Source organism: Streptomyces sp. NPDC041108 (assembly GCF_055592645.1).
Genome location: NZ_JBVIYK010000006.1, coordinates 207,003 through 230,848 on the forward strand (window position 1 = coordinate 207,003; position 23,846 = coordinate 230,848).

Consider the following 23,846-nt stretch of genomic DNA (forward strand, 5'->3'; position numbering starts at 1 on the left):
GTGCGGCTCACGGGCTGAGTCCGGCCTTGTCGCAGGCGGGCCGGAGCTTCGGGGTGCAGATCTGGGCGATGGTGTACATACCGTCCTTGACCAGAGTGTCCTCGATGTTCCCGGCCGTCACCGGGACCGACGGGAGCAGGACCGCCGGGATGTCCTGGTCGGTGGGGCTGTCGACGGTTCCGGTGGCGATGGGGTCGACGCTCTCGCCGCGCCCCAGCGCGACCGCCATCTCGGCGGCGGCGTCGGCCGCCGGCTTGAACGGCTTGTAGACGGTCATGTACTGGTCGCCCGCGACGATGCGCCGCGCGGCCGCGAGGTCCGCGTCCTGTCCGGTGACGGGCGGTGGCGGGCTGACCCCGCTGGCGCCGAAGGCGGAGACCACGGCGCCGGCGAGGCTGTCGTTGGCGGCCAGGACACCGTCGATGTTGTTCGCGCCCAGGGCGGAGATGGCGCCGCTCATGTTGACGTAGGCGTTCTCCGGTCGCCATCCGACGGTGTCGTACGACTTGCCGATCTTCACCTTGCCCTCCAGGACGGAGAGCGCGCCGCGCTTGTACCAGCCGGCGTTGGGGTCGGTGGTGGCGCCGTTCATCATGACGATCTGCCCGCCGTCCGCCTCGGGGCCCATGGCCTTGAGGAGGGCTTCGCCCTGGAGCCTGCCGACGGTCTCCCCGTCGAAGGTGACGTAGCCGGAGATGGGCCCCTGGGCGAGCCGGTCGTAGGCGACGACCGGGATGCCGGCCCGGTCCGCGGCCTCGACCGAGGAACGCAGCGCCTTGGGGTCGACGGCGGCGACGATCAGCACGTCGACCCCCCGGGTGATCATGGCGTCCAGCTGCTGCCGCTGGACCGCCGGCTCGGCCGTGGCGGCGACGGAGGCCGCCGGGCAGCCCGGGCACAGCTCCTTCAGCCTCTTCTCGATCAGGGGTCTGTCGAACTGTCCGAAGCGAGAGGCTCCGCCGCCCGGGAGCAGCACGCCGACGGTGAGGTCGTCACCCCCGCTCCCGCTCCCGCTGCCCTCGTCCCCGCCGCACGCCCCGGTCAGGACGAGGCCGACGGCGACCACGGCCGCCGCCGCCGTCCGGCTGAGGGACCTTCGCTGCACGGCCGACCGGCCGATACCGAGACCCATGTTCGGTTCCTTAGGGATATTTGCCCGATCTTAACCCGCTATGGATGCCTTTCATTCAGCGTAGTCAAGCCGCGGTCGCGGTCCAGTGCGGTCCGGGGTCCTCGGGAGGGCGCGCTGCGTGTCCCGCGTGCACGGGTGGGCCGTGGGGGCAGGGGGCGCGGCCCGATGGGCGAAGAACGCGGGATGCGTCCCGCAGGTGGCGGGTGTCCGGCTCCCGGCCCGAGGCCGGGAGCCCGGCCCGAGGGCGGCCGCGCGCGCCGACCGGGCCGACCGGGCCGAGGCCGGGCGACGGGGCCGCGAGGTGGCGAGCACCCGCCGGGTGCGCGCGGTTCGTCGGCGCGCGGCACGTCACGCCTGGCCGCGCCCGGCGGCTCGGGGCACCGACTCCGGTGCCCCGAGCCCCACTTCCGCGCCGGTGGCGGCAGCGGAGGAGCCGCCGTCCCCGGCGCCGGCCCGGCTGCCCCCGTGACGCCGGCCTCTTCGATCCGCTCCGACCCGCTTCGCTCCGGTCTGTTCCCTTCCGCTTCCCGTGTACATCCAAGGCCGCGTCACGTGTGTCTTACGAGGCAAGTCACCTGCTCACAAGGGAAGTTCATCGACACCGGAGGACCTGATGCAACGACGCCTCGTCATCTCGGCCATCACCACAGCCCTGTGCGGCACCACACTGGTCGGTACCGCCACATCCGCCTCGGCCGCACCCCGGGCCGTCGACTGCCGCAAGGTCAAGTGCGTCGCCCTCACCTTCGACGACGGGCCGGTCGCCGACACCCAGCGACTGCTGCGCCTCCTGAAGGAGCGGGACGTCAAAGCGACCTTCTACGCCGTCGGCGTGAACGTCCAGAGAAACCCCTCGACGATGAACACCGCCGCGCTCGCCGGTCACCAGATAGGCAACCACAGCTGGGACCACGCCGATCTGACCAGGCTCAGCGCCACCAAGATCAAGTCACAGCTCTCCCGTACGGACGCGGCGATCAAGCAGGCGACCGGCAAGAAGCCCACCACGTTCCGTGCCCCCTACGGCGCTCACAACGCGGCGGTTCGCTCGGCCGCCGGACGGCCGCTGGTGCACTGGAGCGTCGACACCCTCGACTGGAAGTACCGCGACTCCGCCCGGCTCATCAAGTACGTCGACGCGCAGACCAGGCCCGGTGACATCGTCCTCATGCACGACATCCACCGGACGACGGTCGACGCCGTGCCCGGCATCATCAGAGCCCTCGAGGACCGCGGCTTCCACTTCGTGACCGTCGATCAGCTCTTCGCTCCGGCCAAGCTGCCCAGCGGAAAGGTCACGTACCACAACCGTGCCGCCTACCGGCCGTGACCGTCAGCCGGAACCGGGCGCCGCACCGGAGACCGAGCCGTCGGGTGCTTCGTGCCCGGCGTGGCGGCGGTACTCGGCGTTGAGGCGCTGCGCTTCCTCCAACTGGTCCTCAAGGATGACGATGCGGCAGGCGGCTTCGATCGGGGTGCCCCGGTCGACGAGTTCGCGCGCTCGCGCGGCGATGCGCAACTGGTAGCGCGAGTAGCGGCGGTGTCCGCCCTCCGAGCGCAGCGGCGTGATCAGCCGTGCCTCACCGAGGGCGCGCAGGAAGGCCGGAGTGCTGCCGAGCATCGCGGCGGCCCGCCCCATCGTGTACGCGGGGTAGTCGTCGTCGTCCAGGCGATCGCTGAGGGGGTTGTCTGCTGTCATGTCACCTCGTAGTGCAACGCGTCGAGGGGCCCTGGCGCCGTACGGCACCAGGGCCCCGAAGGAAATTCAACACCATCTGTCGGCTCTCGTGCTGTGCCGACCTTCTGTTTCCGCTACCAGCCCTGACGAAGGGGGGTGCGGGGATCGCGGCTGCTTGACCGGAGACCACCTTCCCATCCGGGGTCTTGCGGTACCCGGGCCGAGTGTTCCTCGGGCCGGGCGATCCTGATGGCGTCTCCTCCGTTCTTGCTCGTGTACTGCGACCTTGCCGTTCCGTGTCCGGCAGGTCGCCAGACCGTCTCAACGAGACAGAGGTTAGTCGCATCGAAGGCCAATGTCTACAGTGGCGAAGACAGATTTCAGCCGTCCGGCGGCACAGATTGCCTGTGACCAGGGGTGATGGATGGCCTGCGGTCCGTCACGGCGGCGCCGAGTGGCCGACGGGGGCGGGGTGCGGGCCGGATCGCCTGCCCGGGGCAGCGACGGCACCTGCCCGGGGCCGCGACGGAAAGCGGGCGCGGCGGCGGGGCGGGGGCGTGGGACGGCGGCGGCGCGGGAAAACGGTCCGAATGCCGTACGGGTCGCGCCGAGCGGGATCACATCAGTGATCCGGTGGGGCGGCAGAGTGCCCGTCCGGGCGGCAAGTGCCCGGCCCGACGGGGACGTGCCCCGGGCCGGCAGGGAATTGCGGGGCCTGGCAGCGAATTGCTGGGCCTGGCAGGGAATTGTTCGGCCTGTCAGGGGTGTGGCCGGGAGGATCGGAAAACGCGACGAGCTGGGGCCCGCACCTCAAGGTGCGGGCCCCAGCTGCTGGAGAACGTGTTGCCGCGGGTGTCAGGCGGTGGCGATGTTCTCGGCCGTCGGGCCCTTCTGGCCCTGCGCGATGTCGAACGACACCTTCTGGCCTTCCTGCAGCTCGCGGAAGCCCTGGGCGGCGATGTTCGAGTAGTGGGCGAAGACGTCGGGGCCGCCGCCGTCCTGCTCGATGAAGCCGAAGCCCTTTTCCGCGTTGAACCACTTCACGGTGCCAGTAGCCATGTCATTTCTCCTTCGGAGACGAAGTCCGGAATTCGCCCTGTGCCAATTCCGCGTCGCCGTGTTGATCTACCCGTCGGGAAATGAACCTACTGGTAATCACACCTGCAACTGCCAACGACGTTAGCACGGCACGGCGGGCCCTGAACGACCCAGAATTCCGTTCCGGTCGGGAACCGAGGAATACTTGTCGCGCGCCCCGTCTCTATCTGTTCTCGCGGCTACAGATATTGCCCCGCGTGCGTGCGGTTTCCGCCCCGGCCGCCGTCACCGGCTCCGTCGCCGACCCGTTTCGCTAGTCCGCCCGTTCAGCCGTCCAGGTGATGAGCGGCGGCTCGACCCGGGCGCACAGGGGCCCGCCCTGGGGGTCGGTCAGGCCGAGGCGCCCGACCAGCAGTCCGTCGCGCTCGGCGGCGGCGAGGACATCGGCGGGGATCACGTCGAGCATGAGCTTGGCGCGGCGGAACATCGTGAAGGTGCCCGACTCGTCGACCGTGCCCCATGACAGGTAGACGAACCGCCGTCCCAGGCGGTGCTGCACATGAGGCCCGCTGATCCCGCCGCCGGCCGCTGACGCACCCGGGGTGCACTCCAGGGTCCAGCTCGCTGACGGGGCGTCGCCGGGCTGCGGGTCGAGGAGTTCGGCCGGACGGTCGCGGCGCTGCACCGCGACATGGAGGTTGTCGTACGCGGGGACTCTGCCGTCGGCGGAGGCGGGGCGGGTACGGCCGGGAAGGTCGACTGCGTCGATGCGGATGCGCATGACGCCCATCTTCCCGCTCGGTGGTCGCCGCGGAGGGTGGTCGCGATGCCGTGGCTGCTGGTCGTCCTCGCCGGGTACGGACACGAGGTACGTGCCGGGGGCGAGGCATGTGACCTTGCCGTTCCGGAACGAGCCGCCGACTCCCTTCGCCTTCCCGGAGTCCGGACGCCTTCTCCGTGCCGCAGCCGTACCCGTCCTCCCTTGAGGGCGTTGCCGTGGCACCGCCGTGACACGGCAACGTCCCGGCTGTGGAGGCCAGTTGGCCGACGCGCCGCCATGGTCGAGATCGGCCGGATCGCGACGTCCTGGCGCGGGCGCCGTGGCCCATGCTGGACGTCGCCGAGAACCACACCCCGGTTCTCTTCGGCGGACAGCCACGGGAAAGCGTTTGTGTGCGTTCCGTTGACACCCGGCACATCCGCTCCTAATGTCACGCCAATCTCGCCAATCTTCCGACCATGTGACGAGATTTCGAACGACGGGAAAGGCAAGTGCCCTGCGCAGCACCGGAGTCAGGACGGACGTGGCCGGGATGCCGTGGCACAGCCCCATCCCTGTCCAGGTGCACGCGGGCAGCGGGACCACGACTGCCGACGGGCCCCGGGGCGCCGACGCGTCCGGGCACCGGCTCGACCGAGGTGCCGGGCGACGCGATCCGCGATGACCCGGCGCGTCCCGTCCCCCCGCCCACCGGTGCCGAGGCGGAATCGCGAGGACGCAGGGCGGATCCTCCGCGGCCGGCGCCGCTCCACCTGACGTTCGGTCCGTCTCGACGACGACAAGGAACAGGGAACGATCACCATGCCCAACCGAAGAGCCGCGCTTGCCACCCTCGCCGGAGCGGTCTCGCTCGCGCTCACCCTGTCGGCCTGCGGCGGCGAGACCAGCCAGAGCAGCTCCGAGCGCGGCACCATCGGCATCGCCATGCCCACACGGGCCTCCGAGCGCTGGCTCACCGACGGCAAGAGCGTCGTCGAGGACCTTCAGGGCAAGGGGTACAAGACCGAGCTGCTCTACGGTGAGGACAACCCGCAGACCCAGGTCGCGCAGATCGAGAAGCTGATCAAGCAGGGCGTCGACGCGCTGATCATCGCGGCCATCGACAACAAGTCGCTCAACGGCGCGCTCGAACGCGCCGCCGCCGCGAAGATCCCCGTGATCTCCTACGACCGCCTCATCCTCGGCACCAGGAACGTCGACTACTACGTCTCGTTCGACAACGAGCAGGTCGGCCGGCTCCAGGCCCGCCACATCATCGAGAAGCTCGGCCTGGAGGACGGCGAGGGCCCGTTCAACATCGAACTGTTCGCCGGCTCGCCCGACGACAACAACACCAAGTTCTTCTTCGACGGCGCGATGCACCTGCTCCAGCCGTATCTGGACAACAAGCAGCTGGTGGTCAGGTCCGGCCTGACCGACATGGAGAAGATCACCACGCTGCGCTGGGACGGGCCCACCGCGCAGAAGCGCATGACCCAGGTCCTCTCCCAGTCGTACGGGAACCGGCGGGTCGACGCGGTGCTGTCGCCGTACGACGGCATCTCGATCGGCATCATCACCGCGCTGAAGGCGGCCGGTTACGGCACCGCCGCCAAGCCCCTGCCGGTCATCACCGGGCAGGACGCCGAACTGGCCTCGGTGAAGTCGATCATCGCGGGTGAGCAGTCGCAGACCGTCTTCAAGGATCTCCGCCAGCTCGCCGGCAGGGCCGCGAACATGGCCGACGACATCCTCAACGGGGAGACGCCGGAGCTGAACAACAGAAGGGCGTACAAGAACGGCGTCAAGGCCGTGCCCGCGTACCTGCTCCAGCCGATCAGCGTCGACAAGTCCAACTACGAGTACGTCCTGGCCGCGAGCGACCTCTACACGGAGGAGGAGCTCAAGTAGACCGGGGCCGAGTGACCCGGATCACGTAGGGAGGCCGCTCACTTCCGGCGCCCCCGCCGGTCATGACCGACGACACGTGCCGCCACGTGCCGCTGCGCGCCGACAGACGTGGCGCTCGGCGGACCGACCGAAAGGACGCGACCGACATGACCGCACCCGTGAAGGGCCCTGCCGCCTACTTCCCCTCGATCGAGAAGAAGTACGGCCGTCCCATCGCCGAGTGGCAGGACATGATCCGGGCCTCGCCGCTCACCAGGCACATGGAACTCGTCGCCTGGCTCAAGAGCGAGCACGGCCTGGGTCACGGCCACGCCAACGCCCTCGTCGCCCACACGCTCGCCGAAGGGTGAGTGAGGGCTCCGCCGCGCCGCCGTTCCTGTGGACCGGTATGCGGTATGCGTGATGTCCTGATATACGGCCTTCGTGTGCCCGTGGGCGGGTACCCGCCGCTAGGTCCGGCGACCGGATCACCCGGATCACCCGGATCACCCGGATCCCGCGCATCATCCGGATCCCGCGGATCACCGGGACCACGGTGGTCGGCGCGCGCAGAGAGGGGCGACGGCATGCAGACCTTCCTGCCCTATCCCGATTTCCGGGCCTCGGCACAGGCCCTGGACCGTCGCCGGCTCGGCAAACAGCGGGTCGAGGCGCTGCAGGTGCTGCGCGGGCTGGTCCGGCCGGGGTACGGCTGGCGGCGGCATCCGGCGGTGCGTATGTGGGCGGGGTACGAGGAGGCGCTGGTCCGGTACGGGCTGGAGATCTGCGCGGTGTGGTGCGAGCAGGGCCACCGGGACACCTGCGCGGCCACCCTGGTCACCGATCTCACGGCGTTCCGGCCGGGCGCCACGACCCGGGACCAGGCGCGGCTGGCGGCCGCCGGGGAGCTGCCGCCCTGGCTCGGCGACGACGCCTTCCACCGCAGCCACCGCTCCGCGCTGCTGCGCAAGGACCCGGACCTCTACGCGGGATCCTTCCCCGGCGTACCCGACGACCTGCCGTACGTGTGGCCGGCGTCCGACCGGGAAGCGGTCTCCCGCTGACCGCCCGGTGCGGGCGTCACCCCTTCTTCCTGCCGCGCAGCGCCTGCGGCCGGTGTACGGCCGTGCGGCCGGACTTGTCGCTGCGGACCAGGTACTGAGGGTCCTCGGCGGAGGCGTCGACGGTGCGTCCGCCCGCCTCGGTCCGCTCGGTGATCTTCTGCTCGACCTTGCCCGTGGCCTCGGACCCGTGACTCTTCCACGCCACTCGGTCGCCCTTGCGCGGCTGTCGCTTCCCGGCCATGCGGCACCTCCTGCGGGTCAGCTCGCGAGTGCCCCGGCGGAAGTGTCCGAAAACGACCCTCAGGGACCGTTTCGAACACATGGCTGGCGTACCGCAACCGCCATGGCCGAAAATGTGTCTCACTCTCCACGCGGCCCGGTCCCACGGGAGCGGGCGGGACGGCGGCGCACGGCGGCCTTGGGGGTGGAATGAACACATGGGCGGTGCCCGGATACACCGAGTCACTCGAACTCGGGTCCGGGGCGAGCGGGCGGGTCGTACTCGCCGTGCACGAGGAGACCGGTGTCCCGGTCGCGGTGAAGTACCTCAGCGAGCCCCTGCGCACCCGGCCGGGCTTCGTGCGCGACTTCCGGGCCGAGGCGCGGCTGCTCGGCGGACTGCACAGCCCGCACGTGACCGGCCTGTACGAGTACGTGGAGAGCCCGCACGGCGCCGCGATCGTGATGGAGCTGGTGGACGGCGTCTCCCTGCGGACTCTGCTCTCCAGGCAGGGCCCGCTCGATCCCGAGGCCGCGCTCGTCATCCTCAAGGGATCGCTGCTCGGCCTCGCCGACGCGCACCGCGTCGGCGTCGTCCACCGCGACTACAAGCCGGAGAACGTCCTGGTCGTCCCCGACGGGGAGTCCAAGCTCGTGGACTTCGGGATCGCGGTGGACGCGGGCACCAGCGCCGGTGTGGCGGGAACGCCGTCCTACATGGCCCCGGAGCAGTGGACGGGCGCGCCCGCCTCGCCCGCCGCCGACGTGTACGCGGCCACGGCCACGTTCTTCGAGTGTCTGACGGGCCACAAGCCGTACGCGGGGGACAACCTCGCCGAACTCGCCCTGCAGCACATCGACGCGCCCGTCCCCGCGGGTGAGGTCCCCGAACCCCTGCGGGACATGGTGCGGCGGGGGCTGGCCAAGGACCCGGACGAGCGGCCCGCGGAGGTCGGGGCGTTCGTCACGGATCTGGAGGCCGTCGCCGGCGGTGCCTACGGGCCCGACTGGGAGGAACGCGGTCGGGGCCGCCTCGCCGCGCTGGTGGCGCTGCTGCCCCTGCTGCTGCCCTCGGCCCGCGGTGGCCCCCGGAGCAGCACGGACACCGCGCGTACGGTGCTGAGCCAGGGGTCGGGCCGGGGCTGGGCGCGGTCCTGGCGGCCCGGCCGGCCCGGGATGCTCGTCTCCGGGGCCGCCGCGCTCCTGGGCGTTCTCCTGACCTACGGCATCCAGTACGCCCCGGGAGCGGCCCCGCAGGAGGCGGCCCAGGCCCTGGCCACCACCAGCGCCGGACCCGGTACGGACACGTCGGGGCCCACCGCCGAGCCCTCCTCGGCCTCCCCGTCCTCGTCCTCGTCCCCGACCGAGTCGGCCGACGCGTCGGCGTCACCCGGTCTGTCGCCCTCGGCACCGACGGCCACCGACACGGGGGAGCCGTCGGCCTCCGCCACCTCGACCGGGGACCCGGGGACGACGCCGCCCGGCGACACGGAGAGCACGCCGGCGCCGACGACGTCGGCCCCCTCCGCGCCCGCCGCCACGGCCGTCAAGGACGTCACGGTGTCGGCCTTCCGGCAGACGGGTCTCACGACCGCCACGTCGACCGTCGAGATCACCGCGGACGGCACCGGGCCGGTCTCCGTCACCGTCTCGTTCTTCAAGGGCGACACCTTCGGACAGCTCGGCGCCGCGGACGGTGCGGCCCAGACCTTCCAGCGCGCCGGAGCGACGCGGTACACGGTCACCGTCGAACACAGCTTCGGACGCGGGGGCTGCTACTGGGCGGTCCAGGGCACGACCAGCCCCGCCTCCGCCGACGGCGGCGCGTCGCAGCAGCTGCTGACCAGACAGTGCGAGATCCGGTGACCGCGCCTCCGAACGGGCCGCTTGGGCCGCAGGACTGGCCTCCGGCGGCTTCCGACGACGCGGAGCCGACCGAGGTGCTGGGACCGGCCGGGGAGCAGGGGACCACGGTCCGGTTCGACTCGGCCGGGGAACAGGCGGCTACCGTCCATCTCGATCCGGTCGACGAGCACGGCACCACCGTCCGGCTCGGTGCGGCCAGGGAGCAAGGCACCGTGCGTCTCGGCCCCGCCGACGAGCACGGCGCCACGGTCCGGCTCGGTGCGGCCGGGGTGCAGGGCACGACCGTCCGGTTCGGCCCCGCCGACGAACATGGCGTCACCGTCGATCTCGGATCCGCCGATGAACATGGCGTCACCGTCGATCTCGGCCCCGCCGACGAGCACGGTGCCACCGTCCTTCTCGAACCCGTCGACGCCCGTCCCCCGAGTGGCGGTCCCGCCTCCGACGACGCCGCGTACAGCGCCACCGTGCTGGCCAGCCACTGGATCCAGCGGCCCGAGTCCGGTGACACGCTGGTCGAAGAGTCCCCGACACGGCCCGCGGCCGAGCCCCCGACGATGCTCTTCACGGAGCCGGGGCCGGGGCCGGGGGCAGAGCCGGGAGCGGGGCCGACACCACCCGATCGTGTCGAAGGCACCCTGCTGCGCTTCGGCCCGGGAGTGACCGCCGAGGTCGTGCACCGCACCCACCGGACGCTGCCCGTGGTGCCACCGGTCCACGTACCCCGGCGAAGACGGCTGCGCCGGCACGCCCTGCCCGCCCTGGTGCTGCTCTGCGTCCTCGCCCTCCTCGCCTGGCAGCGCCTCGGCCCCTCCGTCCAGGTGAGGACGGTGGCGGTCACGGTCGAGCCGAAGGTCCTGGGGTGCGACGCCACCGCGGACATCGTCGGCCTTGTCGGGACGAACGGCCGTCCGGGCACACTCTCCTACCGCTGGATCCGCAGCGACGGCACCGCCTCGGGCGTCCTGCGCGAAGTACTGGTCCGGGACCAGCGACAGGCGCGCCTGCACCTGCTGTGGACGTTCCAGGGCAAGGGGCGCCAGGAAGCCCGCGCCGAACTGCGCATCCTCTCCCCGTCCCGGCGGACGGTCTCCGTCCCGGTCACATACAACTGCGCCTGACGGGGTGAACCGGCCGGCCCCGCCGCCCCGCCGACCGGCGGGGTCGCGACAGCCGACCGGCGGGGCGACTCCCGTGGGATGCGGGGTGGTCGGCCCCCACCTGCCTCGGCAACGTAGGCCCGGTGACCGAGATCGAAAGCACCGAGAAGCCGCCTCCGCCCTCCTTACCCGCGCCCGCGCGCGGGTCCGGCACGGTCGCGGAACGCGCCGCGCCGACGGCTCGGCTGGTCGCCGTGGACCTGGCCCGCGCACTGGCCGTGTTCGGGATGTTCGCCGTGCACGTGGGCCCCTTCCCGACGCCTGGGGGCGGCGTCGGCGACTGGTTCCTGGGCCTGGCGAGCGGCCGCGCCTCCGCGCTGTTCGCCACCCTCGCCGGGTTCTCGCTGACACTGATCGCGGGCCGCCTGGAACCGAAGACCGGCCTGGCCGGCCGGCAGGCGAGGGCCCGGATCGTGATCAGGGCCGTGGTCCTGCTGGCGCTGGGCGTCGCGCTGGCGATGACGAACTTCGGCGGCGCCGGCATCCTCAACTTCTACGCCGTGTACTTCCTGCTGGCCCTGCCCCTGCTGCGGCTGCGGGCCGGGACGCTCGCGACCATCGCCGTCGCGCTCGCGGTCGTCACGCCGCAGATGGCGTTCGCCCTGCGGGCGCTGCTCACCGAGTCGCTCGTGCGCACCATCGACTCCTACGACCCGATCGCCCGCCTCTCCGGCGTCGGCGTGCTCGACCTGTTGCTCACCGGTCTCTACCCGGCGATCACCTGGATGACGTTCGTCGTCACCGGCATGGCGCTGGGCCGGCTGGATCTGGCCTCCGGCGCGGTACGGCGACGGCTGGCGGTGGTCGGTCCGGCGCTGATCGCGTTCGGGTACGGCCTCTCATGGCTGGTGCTGCGGGTGTCCGGGGGCGACCGGAAGATCATGTCCGGGATGCCTTCCCCGGAGGATTTCGAGGCCATGAAGGACTCCGGCGCAGCGGCGGCGGCGTCCTTCGACATGCCGGTCGGCGGGGGACTGTGGGGCTCCGACGCGTGGGGGCTGCTGGCGGCCGAGCCGCACAGTGGTTCCACGTTCGACCTGATCGGCAGCCTGGGCATCGCGATCACCGTGCTCCTGTGCCTGACGGTGGCCCTGGACCGGCTGCCGTGGCTGGGCCGGGCGGCGACCCCGGTCATCGCCGTCGGGACCATGTCGCTGACCCTCTACGTGGGCCACATCCTGGTGATCCTCGCCCTCCCCGGCGAAGCGGCCGCTCCACCGGAGTCCGCCTCCACCACGCTGCTGCTGTCGTTCATCGCCGGAGCCGTACTGTTCGCGACGGCCTGGTCCCGCTACTTCCGCCGGGGCCCACTGGAACACCTCCTCAACCGCGCCACCACACTGGCGAAGTCCGTCCGCTGAGCCCGGCGTGAGACGAGCGGGGCCGCGGGCCGTGGTGGCCGCGGCCCCGCTCGGGCCCCGGGGGAGGGGCGGGTCAGGACGGGTCAGTCAGGACGGGGCGGGTAAGGACGGGTCGGGTCATGACGGGTCAGGACGGGTCGCCGTACTGGAGACCGCGTCCGTTGGTGCCGATGTAGACCCGGCCGAAGGTGTCCGGGTCGCCGGTGACGACGCCGGTGCCGCCGATGCTGCCCCACTGGTGGGCGTCGTCGTTGACGCGGAGCCAGGTGGCGCCCTGGTCGGTGGAGCGGAAGACCCCGGTGACGTCCTTGACGGTGCCGATCAGGTACAGCGCCTGGTAGTCGGCGCCGGGGGCGGCCTTGCCGAGGCCGAGGGCGGACGCGGACTGCACCGTCTTGAGCGTGGTGAACGTGCGCCCGCCGTCGGTGGAGTGCAGCAGCCCCTTGCCGTGACCGGAGATCCACAGGTCCCCGGCGATCCCGGGAACGGCCGTGAGGCGGCCGGAGGGCAGGTCGCCGGCGCGGGCGGTGAAGGTGGCGCCGCCGTCGGTGCTGGCGTAGAGCGTGCCACCGGACAGTGAGTAGAAGGTCTTGGCCGAGGAACGGTCGGCGACGACCACGGCGCCGGTGCCCAGGCCGCCGACCCGCGACCAGCTCGCCCCGTTGTCGGTCGAGCGGTACGGGGCCTCACCGGCCTCGGTCCAGACGATGGTGGAGCCGTCCGCCGCGAGCGCGACATGGCCGTCCTGGGCGCCCGCCACCGGCTCAGCCTTGAAGCCGTTCCAGCTGCTGCCGCCGTCGGTGGAGTAGGCGCCGTCCTGCGCGCCGCCACGGCCGACGCGGACCATCATCGAGGGCTTCGACTGGGCGAAGTCGATATCGGTGCTGTTGGTCATCATCGGGTTGCTCAGCCGCCCGGAGGGCACCTTGGTCAGGGAGTCGTGCCGGAAGCCGCCCTGGTCGCCCATGGCGGTGATGACGGCGGCGCCGCCCGGAGGGGCGATCGCGTCGATCAGCGAGGTCTCCTCCAGCCCTCGGGCGCCCATGCTCCAGCGGCTGGTGCCGCCGCTGTCGGAGGCGTTGGCGTTCTCGCTGCGCAGGATGCCGTTGCCGGTGCCGTACAGCACGTGCCCGGAGTTGAAGGGATCGATGGCCAGGGCGGTCATCCAGTGCCCGGTGTGCGTGCCGACGTAAGGAGCGGCGGAGGCGTTGCGCACCGACTTGTCGGCCAGTGCCTTCCAGGTGGCGCCGCCGTCGGTGGTCCGGTAGATCTCGTCCTCGGGCCACCAGCGGCCGAGGGTGGTGACCATCACCGTGGACGGCTTCTGCGGGTCGACGGCCAAGCCGGAGAACCCGTAGTTGCCCTGGGACGGGGAGATGTTCTTCCACGTCCCGCCGGCCGGCGTGTACTTCCACACCGTGCCCGCCGTCACACCGTTGGGTCCGAGGGCGTTGGTGTACGACAGGTACAGCGAGCCGTCGCCGGAGAGCACGCCGTGCTGCGGCATCTGGCCGGTGGGCTGCCCGGAGACGGCCTGCCAGGTGTTGCCGCCGTCGGTGGAGCGGTAGAGGGACGTGGACTTGTCGTTGACGCCGACGTAGATCGTCTTGCTTCCCGCCGGGCCGTACGTCACGAAGGAGATGCCCCCGCCGCTGCTCGCCCCGTCCTTGACGGGGAACGAGGAGACCTGCTTCCACGTCCCGCCGTGGTCGGTGCTGCGCCACAGGCCGTTCTTGCGGGTGCCCAGGAGCAGGGTGCCGTTGTCCGCGGGGTCGACCACCAGCCGCTCGCCCGCCCCGCGGCCGTCCTCGTTGGCGCCGAGCTTGAACGGCAGATCGGTGCGCTTGAAGGTACGGCCCCGGTCGGTGGAGCGCAGGATCGCGCCGTTGCCCGCCCAGTCGTTGGTGTAGGTGCCGGCCCCGAGGTAGAGCCTCTTGGGGTCGACGGGGTCGGTGGCTACGGCATCGATGCCCAGCAGGTTCCAGTCCTTCTCGCCCACCCAGTCGGTCAGCGGGATCCACTGCTCGGCCGCGGTGTCCCAGCGGTAGGCGCCACCCATGTCGGTACGCGCGTACAGCAGGCCCTTCTCCTTGGGGTTGAACACCAGACCGGTGACGTAACCGCCGCCCACCACCTGGGCGTTCTTCCACACATACGGTCCGGCCTTGGCGGTGTTCTGGGCGTCGTCGCTCCCGGACCCGCCGGTCCCGCCCGTCTTCACCAGCTTCCACTGCTGGTTGGTGCTGCCCTTGCCGGGATACTGGATGACCGCCGCGCCCTGTGCGGTGGAGCCGCCGGACACGTCCAGGACCTGGCCGCTCCTGCGGGAGGTGAGGGTGACGGCGCCGGAACCGCTCACGTCGTCGATCCGCCACTCCTGTGAGGTGGCCGAACTGTCGGTCTGCTGCACGGCGGCGGCCCCGCGAGCGGTCGAATTCCCGGCTATACCCAGCACCTTGCCGCTGTTGCGGTTCACCAGCTCGTAGTAGCGGCCCCCGGCTGACTTCAGCTTCCACTGCTGGTTGGCCGTGTTCTGGTCGGTCCACTGCTGGATACGGGTGCCGTCGGCGGTGGAGTAGCCGTTGACGTCCAGCGCCTTGCCGCTGTGTACGGAGACCAGCCGGTAGTAGGCGTTGGCGTCGATCGTCGCGGCCTGCGAGTCCTCCTGTACGAACAGGAAGTACGGCACGACGATGGCGGGCACGCCGACCATCAGGCCGGTGGCGGTCCAGCGACGACGGTGACGCCCGCGGCGCCCGCCGTTCGTGGGGTTGTTCATGGGGAGCTGGTTCTCCTTGCGAGCCGTTCACGAGAGAAGGCGGATCCGGACGCGTGAACTGGCCGGATCCGCTTCCTTGTTGTCACAGGCCCCGCAAAGGGTTGCCTTGAGATGGCAGAAATTTTCAGGTCATCTCTGCTTCAGGCGGATGCCGGGCAGATGTTGACCGGCATCCACGGTGAACCGGGGCGCTCCACGCCGGCACTCTCGGCACGGGTGTCTCACCTCCTACGGCTTCGCCGAGACCCTCGACGAGCACGACGCCCCACGCCTCGCCGCCGAGGGCTGCGCCTGCCCCGGCATGCCCCGGCCGGAAGAAGGGGGCTGGACGCACTCGCCCACCACCGCCGGGGACTTGGCCCCGGGAACACTTGGCCCCGGGAACCGGTCCGGGCGACGAGGACTTGGGTGCCGAGTCCCGCGGACATCGGCGGCGGACGGAGCCCGCCGCGGACTCTGCTTCCGCGCCGGCCGCAGGGGAACTGCCGCGTCGTGTGCCTGCCGGAAGGCGTCGACCGGGGTGCCTTCGGTGGCGTCCGGGTCCCCGGCCCGCGATCCCTGTCCGAGATCCTTGCCCGAGATCCCTGTCCGAGATCCTTGCCCGAGATCCCCGCCCGCTCGCGCCGCTGCTCCTGGCGCGGCGTCCGACCAGGCCCGTGCCGCACAATCTGCCGAACGGCCGATAGCGGTGGAAGCGCTTTCCTGACAGCTTGATGCGGATGTCTGAACGACGGGGGCGATGGTTTTGCTGTTGTTGGTGATGTGTGGTGTGTCGGTTTCCGCGGGCATGGCGCGAGGGACGGTATCGACGCCCTCCCACGCGATGCCCGAGGCCGCGGCCGGACGGGGCGGTGCGGGCCGGGGACCCGACAGGCACGTCCGGCCTTTCCACCGGGTGTTCGGGCGCCCTCGCCCACCGGTGTGACGCGTACGGGACGCGGATGCGTCACGGTGTCGGCGTGCCCGTGACGTCGCTGGTCCGCGTCGCCTTTTCCGGCACGCGTCGCACTGCAGGATCCAGGCCACGGTTCCGCATCGGTCGTCGACGGCTCGATGCCCACTTCATAGGGAGTCGCATCTCCATGTTTCGCATCATCCTGTCCGCCGATGACCTGACACGCATCACCGTCGGGGACAGGGACGCTCAGTTCATGGAAGCCCTCTTCGCCATGGAAACCCTGCGTGAGACCGGCGAGGACGGTTTCCATGAATGGCGCCGCCGCATTCGCAGATACCTGGGGAACCCGGCACCGAGGACGGCGCGCATCGCGCAATTGACACGTGGAGTGAGCAAGGTCGTGGATGCCCTGGACACCTGTGTCGATCCGGAGCATCCGCATGCGATGCCCCACACCGACGGGAGCCCTTCCGAGGCCCAACTCCTCTCCACGGTACGGGACTTCTCCGAGCTGGCCGTGGCCCCCCACTGGGAGCGCATCCGCGGTCATCTGGACGGGGCCAGGGACTCGCTGCGGGACGCCATGTGCCGAGGCGGAGTGGGGGCGTTGCTGGACAGCCTCGGGCCCGGCATCCGATGGAAGGCGCCGGTGCTGGAGATCGCTGGGGTGGGCGCGGGCGAACTGGAACCCGGAGGGCGGGGACTCGTGCTCGTACCGGCCCTGTTCCTGCGGCGCGCCGGCCATGTGATGCGGGCCGGGCGGAACTCCCCGGAAAGACCGCCGCTCCTGATGGTTCCTGACCGGCCCCGCCCGGAGGAGCTTTCCGGCCTGCTGGCGGAGACCGATGCCATGCGGGGTGGGCGGCGGGAAGAGGCGGACAACCTGGCGGTGCTCATGGGCAGAACGCGGGCGGCCGTGTTGCGTGCGGTGCGTGAGGGATGCGGCAACGCCGCACTCGCCGCCCGGCTCGGAGTGACCACCGCGGCGGTGAGCCAGCACACCACGATCCTGAGGGCGGCCGGGCTGATCTCCACACACCGCAGTGGCAGCCACGCCGTCCACACGGTGACGCACCTGGGGCGACTGCTGCTCCAGGGCAACGGCCTCGCGTCGCGCCAGGTGCTGTCGACGGTGGGAACCGTCGCGAGGCAGCCGGCCCCCGCGTGACGGGCGCCGGTCGTCCCGTACGCGGCGCTGCTTCCGGATGGCCTCGGCATGACACCCATGGTGGCGCGGGGTGACCGCCCGGGGTATCGGCCGTTCGGCAGACCGGTGTTCCTCGGCGGGAGCGGGACGTGGGCCATCCCCTGGGCGGGAGCGGGACGTGGGCCGTCCCCTGGGCGGGGGCGGGACGTGGGCCGTCCCCTGGGCGGGGGCGGGACGTGGGCCGTCCCCTGGGCGGGGGCGGGACGTCGAATGATCTCGGCGGGAGCGGGACGTCGAGTGATCGGAGTGTGCGGGCTCTGCGGCAGGCCGTGAATCGGTCGCCGTACGGTCCGCTGCCCGACCGGCAGCGGACCGCCCCGTGCACCATCCGAGGACAGCCCCTCCCCGGCCCGTCGAGCAGTCGCAGACGGACGGCCCGTGACCTGACGAGGCGCCGTCAGGTCTGTGTCATCAAGCCTGACTCCCACACCCACGCGGCGATGCCCACGCGGTTCTGGACCCCCAACTTCTTCTGCAGCCGGGCCAGATGGGTCTTGACCGTGCCCGCCGAGATGAAGAGTTCGGCGCCGATCTCGGAGTTGGTCAGCCCTTCCGCGACGAGCCGGGCCACCTCCTGTTCGCGTGACGTCAGGGGTTCGCCGGTCCGCCGGACCACACGGCGTTCCTGCCTGAACCGGCTGAGCAACCGGGTGGTGATCTCCGGGCTGATCATGGAGTCGCCGGCGGCGGCGGCACGTACGGCTTCGACGAGTACGGCCGAGCGGGATCGTTTGAGGAGGAAGCCGCAGGCCCCCTCGCGCAGCGCGGCGTGCACGTACTCGTCGAGGTCGAACGTCGTGACCACCACGACGCGCACGGACGGCATGGAGCGGGTGATCTCACGTGTCAGCTCCAGCCCGTCCATCTCCGGCATGCGGATGTCCGCGAGGAGCACGTCCGGCCGCAGGGTGCGGGTCGCCTCCAGCGCCGCCACTCCGTTGTCCGCCTCCCCGACGATCTGCAGATCGGGCTGCGCTTCGAGAATGCTCCTGAATCCCATTCTGATATTGGCTTGATCGTCGGCCAGTAATACGCGCGTGGTCATACGACTCATGATGCCATGTCCGAAAGAAGTCGCCTGGGTGGATAATTTCAGCCATGTAACGCTTCCTTTTGGCGTAAGTGTGCCCATCGGCCCGGCTGTCCGGATGCCGAGTTCAACCGGACCGATGTATTCCGATTAAGGCGGGGCTTTCCGGAATTGCCGGTCGAACGGTGTGGAGTGAAAGATCGGGTCCAGTGAGGGAAAACGGGTTCCCGCTCGGCTGCCGTTCGGGTGCCGCGCGTGAGGAGTCACGGAGGGAGGTGACCCGTATGGTGAACGTTCTGGCCCTGCAGGAGCTGGACGAGGAGGTCGTCGTCGACGCCCCCCTGAGCACCGTCAGCATCGTCGTGTGCCACTGAGGCGGCGCCCGGCCCGGCTGGCCAGGCCGGCCCGGCCGACCGCACGGTTCACGCCGTCCGGGACCCGCGAAGCGATGTTTCCGGCGTGCGGCGTGACCTTGGCGGCTAGCCTTTTCCCACGTGACGACGCAGAGGCACGCGGAAAGCCGGAAGCGGGCATGGTTACGCAGGTCGCTCTGTGTGATCCTCATGGCCGCGACCGTGGCGATCGCCGTGAGCACCACCGATTCCGTCGGACCGCTCATCAGCGTGTCCGGCGCGTTCGCGGTCATGGCCGCCGTGGCGCTGACCGTATGGGGCCCGCGGCGGCCGAAGGCCCTGTTCGCCGTGCCCGGTGCCGCCGTGCTGTCGCTGCTCGTCACGTTCACGTACCAGGGGCCGGCGCGGTCCGCGGCGGCGAACTGGTGGACCGCCGAGACACTGGCGCTGATGATTCTCGTGGTCGTCGGGATCCGGCGGCCGAAGGCATGGACCGCTGTGGCCCTGACCGTGCTCCTCGCGGCGACGATCACCCTGTCGCCCCTGCGCATCGCGCTGACCGTGGTGCCGCCGGCCAGCAGCGACGAGACCCTGCAACTCTGTCTGATCTGGGCGATCCTGGCCATCGTGGCGACAGGCGTCGGCAGCTATCTGCGCGGGCTCGACGCCCGCGCCCGCGCCGCCCTCGTGGCCGAGCGGCGTGCCGAACGCATGAAACTGGCGAGGGACCTGCACGACTACGCGGCTCACGACGTCACCGCTGTCGTGGTGCTGGTGGAGGCGGCTCAGGTGCTGGCCAAGGAGGACCCCCGGCGCGCGCTGGAGCTGCTGTCCGAGATCGGTACCGCCGGCGCGCAGGCCCTCAAGGCGATGGACCACACGGTGCAGTTGCTCGCCGACTCCGCCGAGGCCACGAAGGGGAACCGTTTCCGCGATGCCGTACGGCGACCGGGACCGACAGCCGGTGAGCCTGCCCGGCAGCCCGGTGTGCCACGCCGGGACCTGGGCGAACTCCCGTCCCTGCTGGAGCGGTTCAACCGCACGGGCTCCCCGAGGGCCGTGCTGGAGACCGACGGGGTGGCAACGGACCGGATCCCCGACGATGCCAGCAAGATGGGGTACCGGGTGATCGTGGAGGCACTCACCAACGTACGCCGCCATGCGGCCACCGCCTCCCGGGTGCTGATCACACTGCGCCGGGAGACCGCCGACGGCAGGTCGTTGCTGCGTCTCACGGTCGCCGACGACGCGGCCCGCCCCCGGTCCGGGCTCGCCGTGGAGCGGCCGTCCGGGGCCGGCGGGACCGGTATCAGCAGCCTCTCCGAACGTGCCGGGGAACTGGGCGGCGAACTGACCGCGGGGCCGGGGCCGGGCGGCGGCTGGCGGGTCGTGCTGGTGTTGCCCGTCGGCGACGAGCACGACGACGGGCGCGAGGACAGACGCGGCGACGAGGACCGCGGCGAGGACCGCGACGGGCACCGCGACGAGGACCGCGACGGGCACCGCGACGAGGACCGCGACGAGCACCGCGGCGAGGACCGTGACGGGCACCGCGACGAGGACCGCGACGAGCACCGCGACGAGCACCGCGACGAGGACCGTGGCGGGCACGGGGCGCCGGGTCCGCGACATCTGCCGAACGGCTGATACCGCCGGGAGCTTCCGCCTGGAAGCGTGATCGGCATGTCTGGGCGGGCGGGGGGACACATTGTCGCGGCGTTGCTGGTGACGTGTGCCGCGCTGGTGCTCCTGGGCGTGCGGGCGCTGGACGACCTCGACGTGCCGCCACGGGACGGCCGTCGACAGTTCGCCTTCGAGGGCACACGCCTGACCGTCGTCGCGAGCGGAGACAGCCGGGTGCGGCTCCAGCAGACGCGCGGCTCGGCCCTCACCGTGTCCAGGGAACTCGCCGGCTCGGCCGCGAAGGCCGGTCACTCCTCCTGGCAACTGACGGGCAGCACGCTGCGCCTGGGGGTCCGGTGCACGGGCATCTCCCTCAACTGCCGTGGTGACTACGTCGTCCAGGTCCCCTCGGGGGTCGGGGTGTCCGTGACGTCCGCGGGCGCGGTGACCGCGCGGGGGCTGTGCTGTCAGCTCCTGATCACCACCGAGGCGGGCGACGTGACCGTGGAGGGCTCCCTCGGCACCCTCCGCCTTCGTTCGGCGAGCGGGCGCATCCGTGTGCGCGAGGCCCGGTCGGCCGACGTACTGGCCAGGACGCCGAAGGCTCCCGTCTCCCTGTCCTTCGCCGCCCCTCCGCGCCGGGTCGTCGCCGTGTCCGAGGTGGGGGACGTCAGCGTGGAGCTGCCGGATTCCTCGGTTCCCTACCACCTTGCCGTCGAGGGGAGGGGCAGTGAGCGGGTCGACCTCGAAGACGTGCCGTCGGCCGACCGGACCATAAGAGCCCGGACACGCCAAGGGGAGGTCCGGATAGGGAAACGCTCTGCGCCTGCTCCGGTAAAGGAATTCGGATCGAGCACGGAAAGCGTGTACCGGAGAACGGTCGTCCGCTTAAGTTCTGGCTTTCTTGCGTTGTCAATCGACGAGAGAGGAGGCGAAGGTTGATCCCGGCGACGGGGAAGTCGGCGGCAAGGAAAAGAATTGCCTTCGATTCTCCGGGTGCTGTTCCGAGTCGCATTGTCGTGGTCCGAGGCCGAGGTGTGGGCCGTCAGAAAGGGGAGGGCGCATGGATCCCAGGTACGAGGCGTTCACCCTCGCCGATCCCGTCTGGTACGAACCACTGGACCGCTGCACGGACGAGGCGTCCCGCCTCTCCCTGGCCGACGGCGCCGTCCCTGCCGGCTGGCGACGCCATCGGCAGGGGGTCTGGGAGTTCCTCGAACCGGTGGACGCCGGCGAACTGCCCGAACAGGGCTGGAAGATCCACGTCAGCGCCACCGCGGACAGCGCTGAAGGGACCGTCGCGGCCGTCTGGGAGGTGTGCCGGAGGCTCGCGCTGCCCTGGAAGTTCCTGCGGAGCAGGCACCTCGTCACCGCGACGAACACCAAGTACGCCAACAGGGCCACCAGCGGCAAGACCGTGACCGTCTACCCGCGCGACGAGGCGGAGCTGCGTACCGCCCTCGAAGAACTCGACAGGGCCGTGGGCGGACGCCCCGGGCCGTACGTGCTGTCCGACCAGCGGTGGAACCGGGGCCCGGTCTCCGTGCGCTACGGAGCCTTCGTCCTCATGTGGTGCGAACTAGCCGACGGCACACGGGTACCGGCCCTGCGCGATCCGCAAGGGCGCCTGGTGCCGGACCACCGGCGACCCGTGTTCGCCACACCCGACTGGGTGGAGGTACCGCACTTCCTGACCGAGCGGCCGGCGTCCGACGGCCTCGGCGACGACGGGACGCTCGGTGGCCACCGGGTCCGCAAAGCACTCCACTTCTCCAACGGCGGGGGCGTGTACCTCGCCAAGGACGACCAGGGCCGCGACGTCGTGCTCAAGGAGGCCCGGCCGCACGCCGGCCTCGACGGGACCGGTGCCGATGCCGTGGACCGGCTGCGTGTCGAGGAGTCGGTCCTCGCGCGGCTCGGACATCTCCCGTTCGTCCCGCGGCACTACGGCTCCTTCACCGCCTGGGAGCACCACTACCTGGCGATGGAGTACATCGAGGGGGAGCCGTTCCACACCTGGCTGGGGCGGGAGCACCCGCTCACCCGGCACCGGCCGTCGGAGGAGGCCCGCGGACGGTTCGCCGCGCTCGCGGTCGAGCGGCTCGAACAGGTCGAGGCGCATGTGGCCGCCCTGCACGAGGCCGGCGTCGCCTTCGGCGATCTGCACCACCGCAACATCCTGATCCGGCCCGACGGAGCGGTCGCACTCGTGGACTTCGAGCTGGCGACACCGATCGACTCCGTCCGGTCGGCGGCGCTCGGGGCCCCGGGATTCATGGACCCGACGCTCACGGACCCGCGCGACGCCGATCTGTTCGCCCTCGGCTGCTGTCAACTCGCGGCTTTCGCCCCGCTCACCGTGCTGACCCTGCGCAGCCCGGCCGCGGTGGCGCCGCTGATCGACCTGGCCATCACGTCCTTCCCGACGCTGCCGGCACGGTTCGTCCGGCGGATGCTGGACCGGCTGGCTCTGTCGCCCGCCCTGCGGCCCCACCTGCCGTCCGCCGCCCCGGCCGTGGCCGCGGGCCCGGCTCCGGTGCCGCCCTCCGCGGCGAAACTGCTGCGCGGGATCTCCGACGCGGCCGACCCCGGCCGTACGGACCGGCTCTTTCCCGCCGATGTCGCGGGACACCGCCCCGGCGCCCCGCTCGGTCTCGCCCACGGCGCCCCGGGTGTCCTCCTGGCCCAATGGGCCGCCGGGACCGAGCCGTCCGCCGAGCATGTGGAGTGGCTGGTACGCGCCGTGGGCCGGGCTCCGTCCGACACCCCCGCCGGCCTGTACGACGGCCTCGGCGGTGCCGCCTGGCTGTTGCACAGGCTCGGTCACGCGCAGGCGGCGAACACCCTCGACCGGCTGACGGCCGGACCGCTGCCCGCCTCGCCCGGCTTGTTCGGCGGGCTGACCGGAATCGCGCACCTTCTCCTGGACGCCGGGCTGAAGGACGAGGGCATCGACCTCGCCGAGCGCGTACGCCGACTGATCGGCACGCCGGGACTGCTGGACCGGCCCGGTCTGATGCACGGCTGGTCGGGGCCCGCCGTCCTCTTCGCCCGCTGCGCCGAGGCGACCGGGAACGTGGAATGGGCCCAGGCCGCCGAGCAGGCGGTCCGGTGTGATCTCACCCGTGCCCGGGACGTCGACGGCATGCTCCAGACCCACAGTTCGAACCGTCTGCTGCCGTACCTGGCCGAAGGATCCGGTGGTCTCGCCCTGGCCGTCATGGCGTTGCCGAAGGCACAGGCGGAGGCGGTCGGCGCCGAGGCTCTGATCACGGGAGCCGTGCGCGCCGGAGCCGTTCGGGTCGTCGTGCAGGGAGGGCTGTTCAACGGCCGGTCCGGACTCGCGTACGTGCTCTCCCACGCCCTGCCGCGTCTACCCGGCTGGAGGGACGAGCTCGACCACCACCTCCGGGCACTGGCACTCCACGTCGCGCGACGCGGAGACGCCCAGGTGCTGCACGGAGATCAGCTGGTCCGTCTGTCGACGGACCTGGCGACCGGCTCCGCCGGCGCGGTCCTCGCGCTGAGAGCCGCACAGACCCCCGGTAGCTGTCTGCTCCCCGGAGCCCACTCCGTCCACGAGTGGCCTCCGGCCGGCCGGACCGTTCCCGGTGACCTGACCGAACGGGACAGGGAGGGAGGTGATTTCACATGCTGAACGTTCTGGCCCTTCAGGAGCTGGACGAGGACGTCGTGGTCGACGCCCCCGTGAGCACCGTCAGCGTCGTCCTGTGCCACTGAGCCGCCGGACCACCCACGGTCCGCCCGGAACCACCCCCGAGGAGGTG

The 23,846-nt window shown here is 71.3% G+C and carries 20 protein-coding genes; 13 read left to right on the plus strand and 7 right to left on the minus strand.

The genetic code is table 11. The features are described 5' to 3' along the window. Positions 1 to 7 precede the first annotated feature (7 nt). Positions 8 to 1,132: a sugar ABC transporter substrate-binding protein gene (locus ACZ6BB_RS19030; RefSeq protein WP_471616324.1), complete on the minus strand. Its 1,125-nt coding sequence runs from the start codon at positions 1,130 to 1,132 to the stop codon at positions 8 to 10. Between the two features lie 613 nt (positions 1,133 to 1,745). On the opposite strand from ACZ6BB_RS19030, the gene ACZ6BB_RS19035 reads away from it, so the two are divergent. Next, positions 1,746 to 2,462 carry a polysaccharide deacetylase family protein gene (locus tag ACZ6BB_RS19035; protein ID WP_471616325.1) on the plus strand — a complete coding sequence of 239 codons (717 nt, stop codon included), beginning with the start codon at positions 1,746 to 1,748 and terminating at the stop codon, positions 2,460 to 2,462. A 3-nt stretch (positions 2,463 to 2,465) separates the two neighbouring features. Here the strand turns inward: ACZ6BB_RS19035 and ACZ6BB_RS19040 are convergent, their stop codons facing one another. From ACZ6BB_RS19040 to ACZ6BB_RS19050, 3 genes are all read right to left on the minus strand, one after another. After that, positions 2,466 to 2,831 carry a helix-turn-helix domain-containing protein gene (locus ACZ6BB_RS19040; RefSeq protein WP_471616326.1) on the minus strand — a complete coding sequence of 122 codons (366 nt, stop codon included), beginning with the start codon at positions 2,829 to 2,831 and terminating at the stop codon, positions 2,466 to 2,468. Positions 2,832 to 3,665: 834 nt separating this feature from the next. Further along, a complete protein-coding gene (locus tag ACZ6BB_RS19045; protein ID WP_471616327.1) occupies positions 3,666 to 3,869 on the minus strand; it encodes a cold-shock protein in 204 nt (67 codons plus the stop codon). 292 nt (positions 3,870 to 4,161) lie between these two features. Next, a complete protein-coding gene (locus ACZ6BB_RS19050) occupies positions 4,162 to 4,629 on the minus strand; it encodes a DUF5990 family protein (protein WP_471616328.1) in 468 nt (155 codons plus the stop codon). 801 nt (positions 4,630 to 5,430) lie between these two features. Between ACZ6BB_RS19050 and chvE the strand changes: the two genes are divergently transcribed. From chvE to ACZ6BB_RS19065, 3 genes are all read left to right on the plus strand, one after another. Next, on the plus strand, positions 5,431 to 6,519 hold the full coding sequence (gene chvE / locus ACZ6BB_RS19055) for a multiple monosaccharide ABC transporter substrate-binding protein (protein ID WP_471616329.1): 1,089 nt from the start codon (positions 5,431 to 5,433) through the stop codon (positions 6,517 to 6,519). Positions 6,520 to 6,665: 146 nt separating this feature from the next. Beyond that, positions 6,666 to 6,869 (plus strand): DUF4287 domain-containing protein, encoded by a 204-nt coding sequence (locus ACZ6BB_RS19060; protein ID WP_471616330.1) that lies wholly within the window; start codon positions 6,666 to 6,668, stop codon positions 6,867 to 6,869. Between the two features lie 216 nt (positions 6,870 to 7,085). Continuing rightward, positions 7,086 to 7,562 carry an MSMEG_6728 family protein gene (locus tag ACZ6BB_RS19065; protein ID WP_471616331.1) on the plus strand — a complete coding sequence of 159 codons (477 nt, stop codon included), beginning with the start codon at positions 7,086 to 7,088 and terminating at the stop codon, positions 7,560 to 7,562. Between the two features lie 16 nt (positions 7,563 to 7,578). Here ACZ6BB_RS19065 and ACZ6BB_RS19070 read toward each other — a convergent pair whose 3' ends face one another. Then, positions 7,579 to 7,803, minus strand: coding sequence for a hypervirulence associated TUDOR domain-containing protein (locus tag ACZ6BB_RS19070; RefSeq protein WP_471616332.1), 225 nt, complete (start codon positions 7,801 to 7,803; stop codon positions 7,579 to 7,581). 188 nt (positions 7,804 to 7,991) lie between these two features. Here ACZ6BB_RS19070 and ACZ6BB_RS19075 point away from each other — a divergent pair, with 188 nt between their 5' ends. The 3 genes from ACZ6BB_RS19075 to ACZ6BB_RS19085 all read left to right on the plus strand — a co-directional run bounded on the left by ACZ6BB_RS19075 (position 7,992) and on the right by ACZ6BB_RS19085 (position 12,168). After that, a complete protein-coding gene (locus ACZ6BB_RS19075; RefSeq protein ID WP_471616333.1) occupies positions 7,992 to 9,647 on the plus strand; it encodes a serine/threonine-protein kinase in 1,656 nt (551 codons plus the stop codon). Continuing rightward, entirely contained in the window at positions 9,644 to 10,768 is a 1,125-nt protein-coding gene (locus ACZ6BB_RS19080; RefSeq protein ID WP_471616334.1) for a hypothetical protein, read from the plus strand. Before ACZ6BB_RS19075 ends, ACZ6BB_RS19080 begins: the two co-directional genes overlap by 4 nt. 122 nt (positions 10,769 to 10,890) lie before the next feature. Continuing rightward, positions 10,891 to 12,168: a DUF418 domain-containing protein gene (locus tag ACZ6BB_RS19085; RefSeq protein WP_471616335.1), complete on the plus strand. Its 1,278-nt coding sequence runs from the start codon at positions 10,891 to 10,893 to the stop codon at positions 12,166 to 12,168. A 127-nt stretch (positions 12,169 to 12,295) separates the two neighbouring features. Here the strand turns inward: ACZ6BB_RS19085 and ACZ6BB_RS19090 are convergent, their stop codons facing one another. Then, a complete protein-coding gene (locus ACZ6BB_RS19090) occupies positions 12,296 to 14,947 on the minus strand; it encodes an RICIN domain-containing protein (protein ID WP_471616336.1) in 2,652 nt (883 codons plus the stop codon). A gap of 1,082 nt (positions 14,948 to 16,029) precedes the next feature. Here ACZ6BB_RS19090 and ACZ6BB_RS19095 point away from each other — a divergent pair. Continuing rightward, the gene (locus ACZ6BB_RS19095; RefSeq protein ID WP_471616337.1) at positions 16,030 to 17,013 is read left to right on the plus strand and encodes an ArsR/SmtB family transcription factor; all 984 of its coding nucleotides are present in this window, start codon (positions 16,030 to 16,032) and stop codon (positions 17,011 to 17,013) included. A 436-nt stretch (positions 17,014 to 17,449) separates the two neighbouring features. On the opposite strand, the gene ACZ6BB_RS19100 is transcribed toward ACZ6BB_RS19095, so the two are convergent. Beyond that, positions 17,450 to 18,106: a response regulator gene (locus ACZ6BB_RS19100; protein WP_471616338.1), complete on the minus strand. Its 657-nt coding sequence runs from the start codon at positions 18,104 to 18,106 to the stop codon at positions 17,450 to 17,452. A gap of 260 nt (positions 18,107 to 18,366) precedes the next feature. Between ACZ6BB_RS19100 and ACZ6BB_RS19105 the strand changes: the two genes are divergently transcribed. The 5 genes from ACZ6BB_RS19105 to ACZ6BB_RS19125 all read left to right on the plus strand — a co-directional run bounded on the left by ACZ6BB_RS19105 (position 18,367) and on the right by ACZ6BB_RS19125 (position 23,799). Further along, a complete protein-coding gene (locus ACZ6BB_RS19105) occupies positions 18,367 to 18,456 on the plus strand; it encodes a class III lanthipeptide (RefSeq protein WP_199845600.1) in 90 nt (29 codons plus the stop codon). 213 nt (positions 18,457 to 18,669) lie between these two features. Then, on the plus strand, positions 18,670 to 20,082 hold the full coding sequence (locus ACZ6BB_RS19110; RefSeq protein ID WP_471616339.1) for a histidine kinase: 1,413 nt from the start codon (positions 18,670 to 18,672) through the stop codon (positions 20,080 to 20,082). 72 nt (positions 20,083 to 20,154) lie between these two features. After that, positions 20,155 to 21,000 carry a DUF4097 family beta strand repeat-containing protein gene (locus ACZ6BB_RS19115; protein ID WP_471616340.1) on the plus strand — a complete coding sequence of 282 codons (846 nt, stop codon included), beginning with the start codon at positions 20,155 to 20,157 and terminating at the stop codon, positions 20,998 to 21,000. 121 nt (positions 21,001 to 21,121) lie between these two features. Continuing rightward, complete coding sequence (gene lanKC / locus ACZ6BB_RS19120) at positions 21,122 to 23,716, plus strand: class III lanthionine synthetase LanKC (RefSeq protein WP_471616341.1); 2,595 nt, start codon at positions 21,122 to 21,124, stop codon at positions 23,714 to 23,716. Beyond that, the gene (locus ACZ6BB_RS19125; protein ID WP_199845601.1) at positions 23,710 to 23,799 is read left to right on the plus strand and encodes a class III lanthipeptide; all 90 of its coding nucleotides are present in this window, start codon (positions 23,710 to 23,712) and stop codon (positions 23,797 to 23,799) included. The genes lanKC and ACZ6BB_RS19125 overlap by 7 nt, the downstream gene beginning before the upstream one ends. The last annotated feature ends 47 nt before the right edge of the window (positions 23,800 to 23,846 follow it).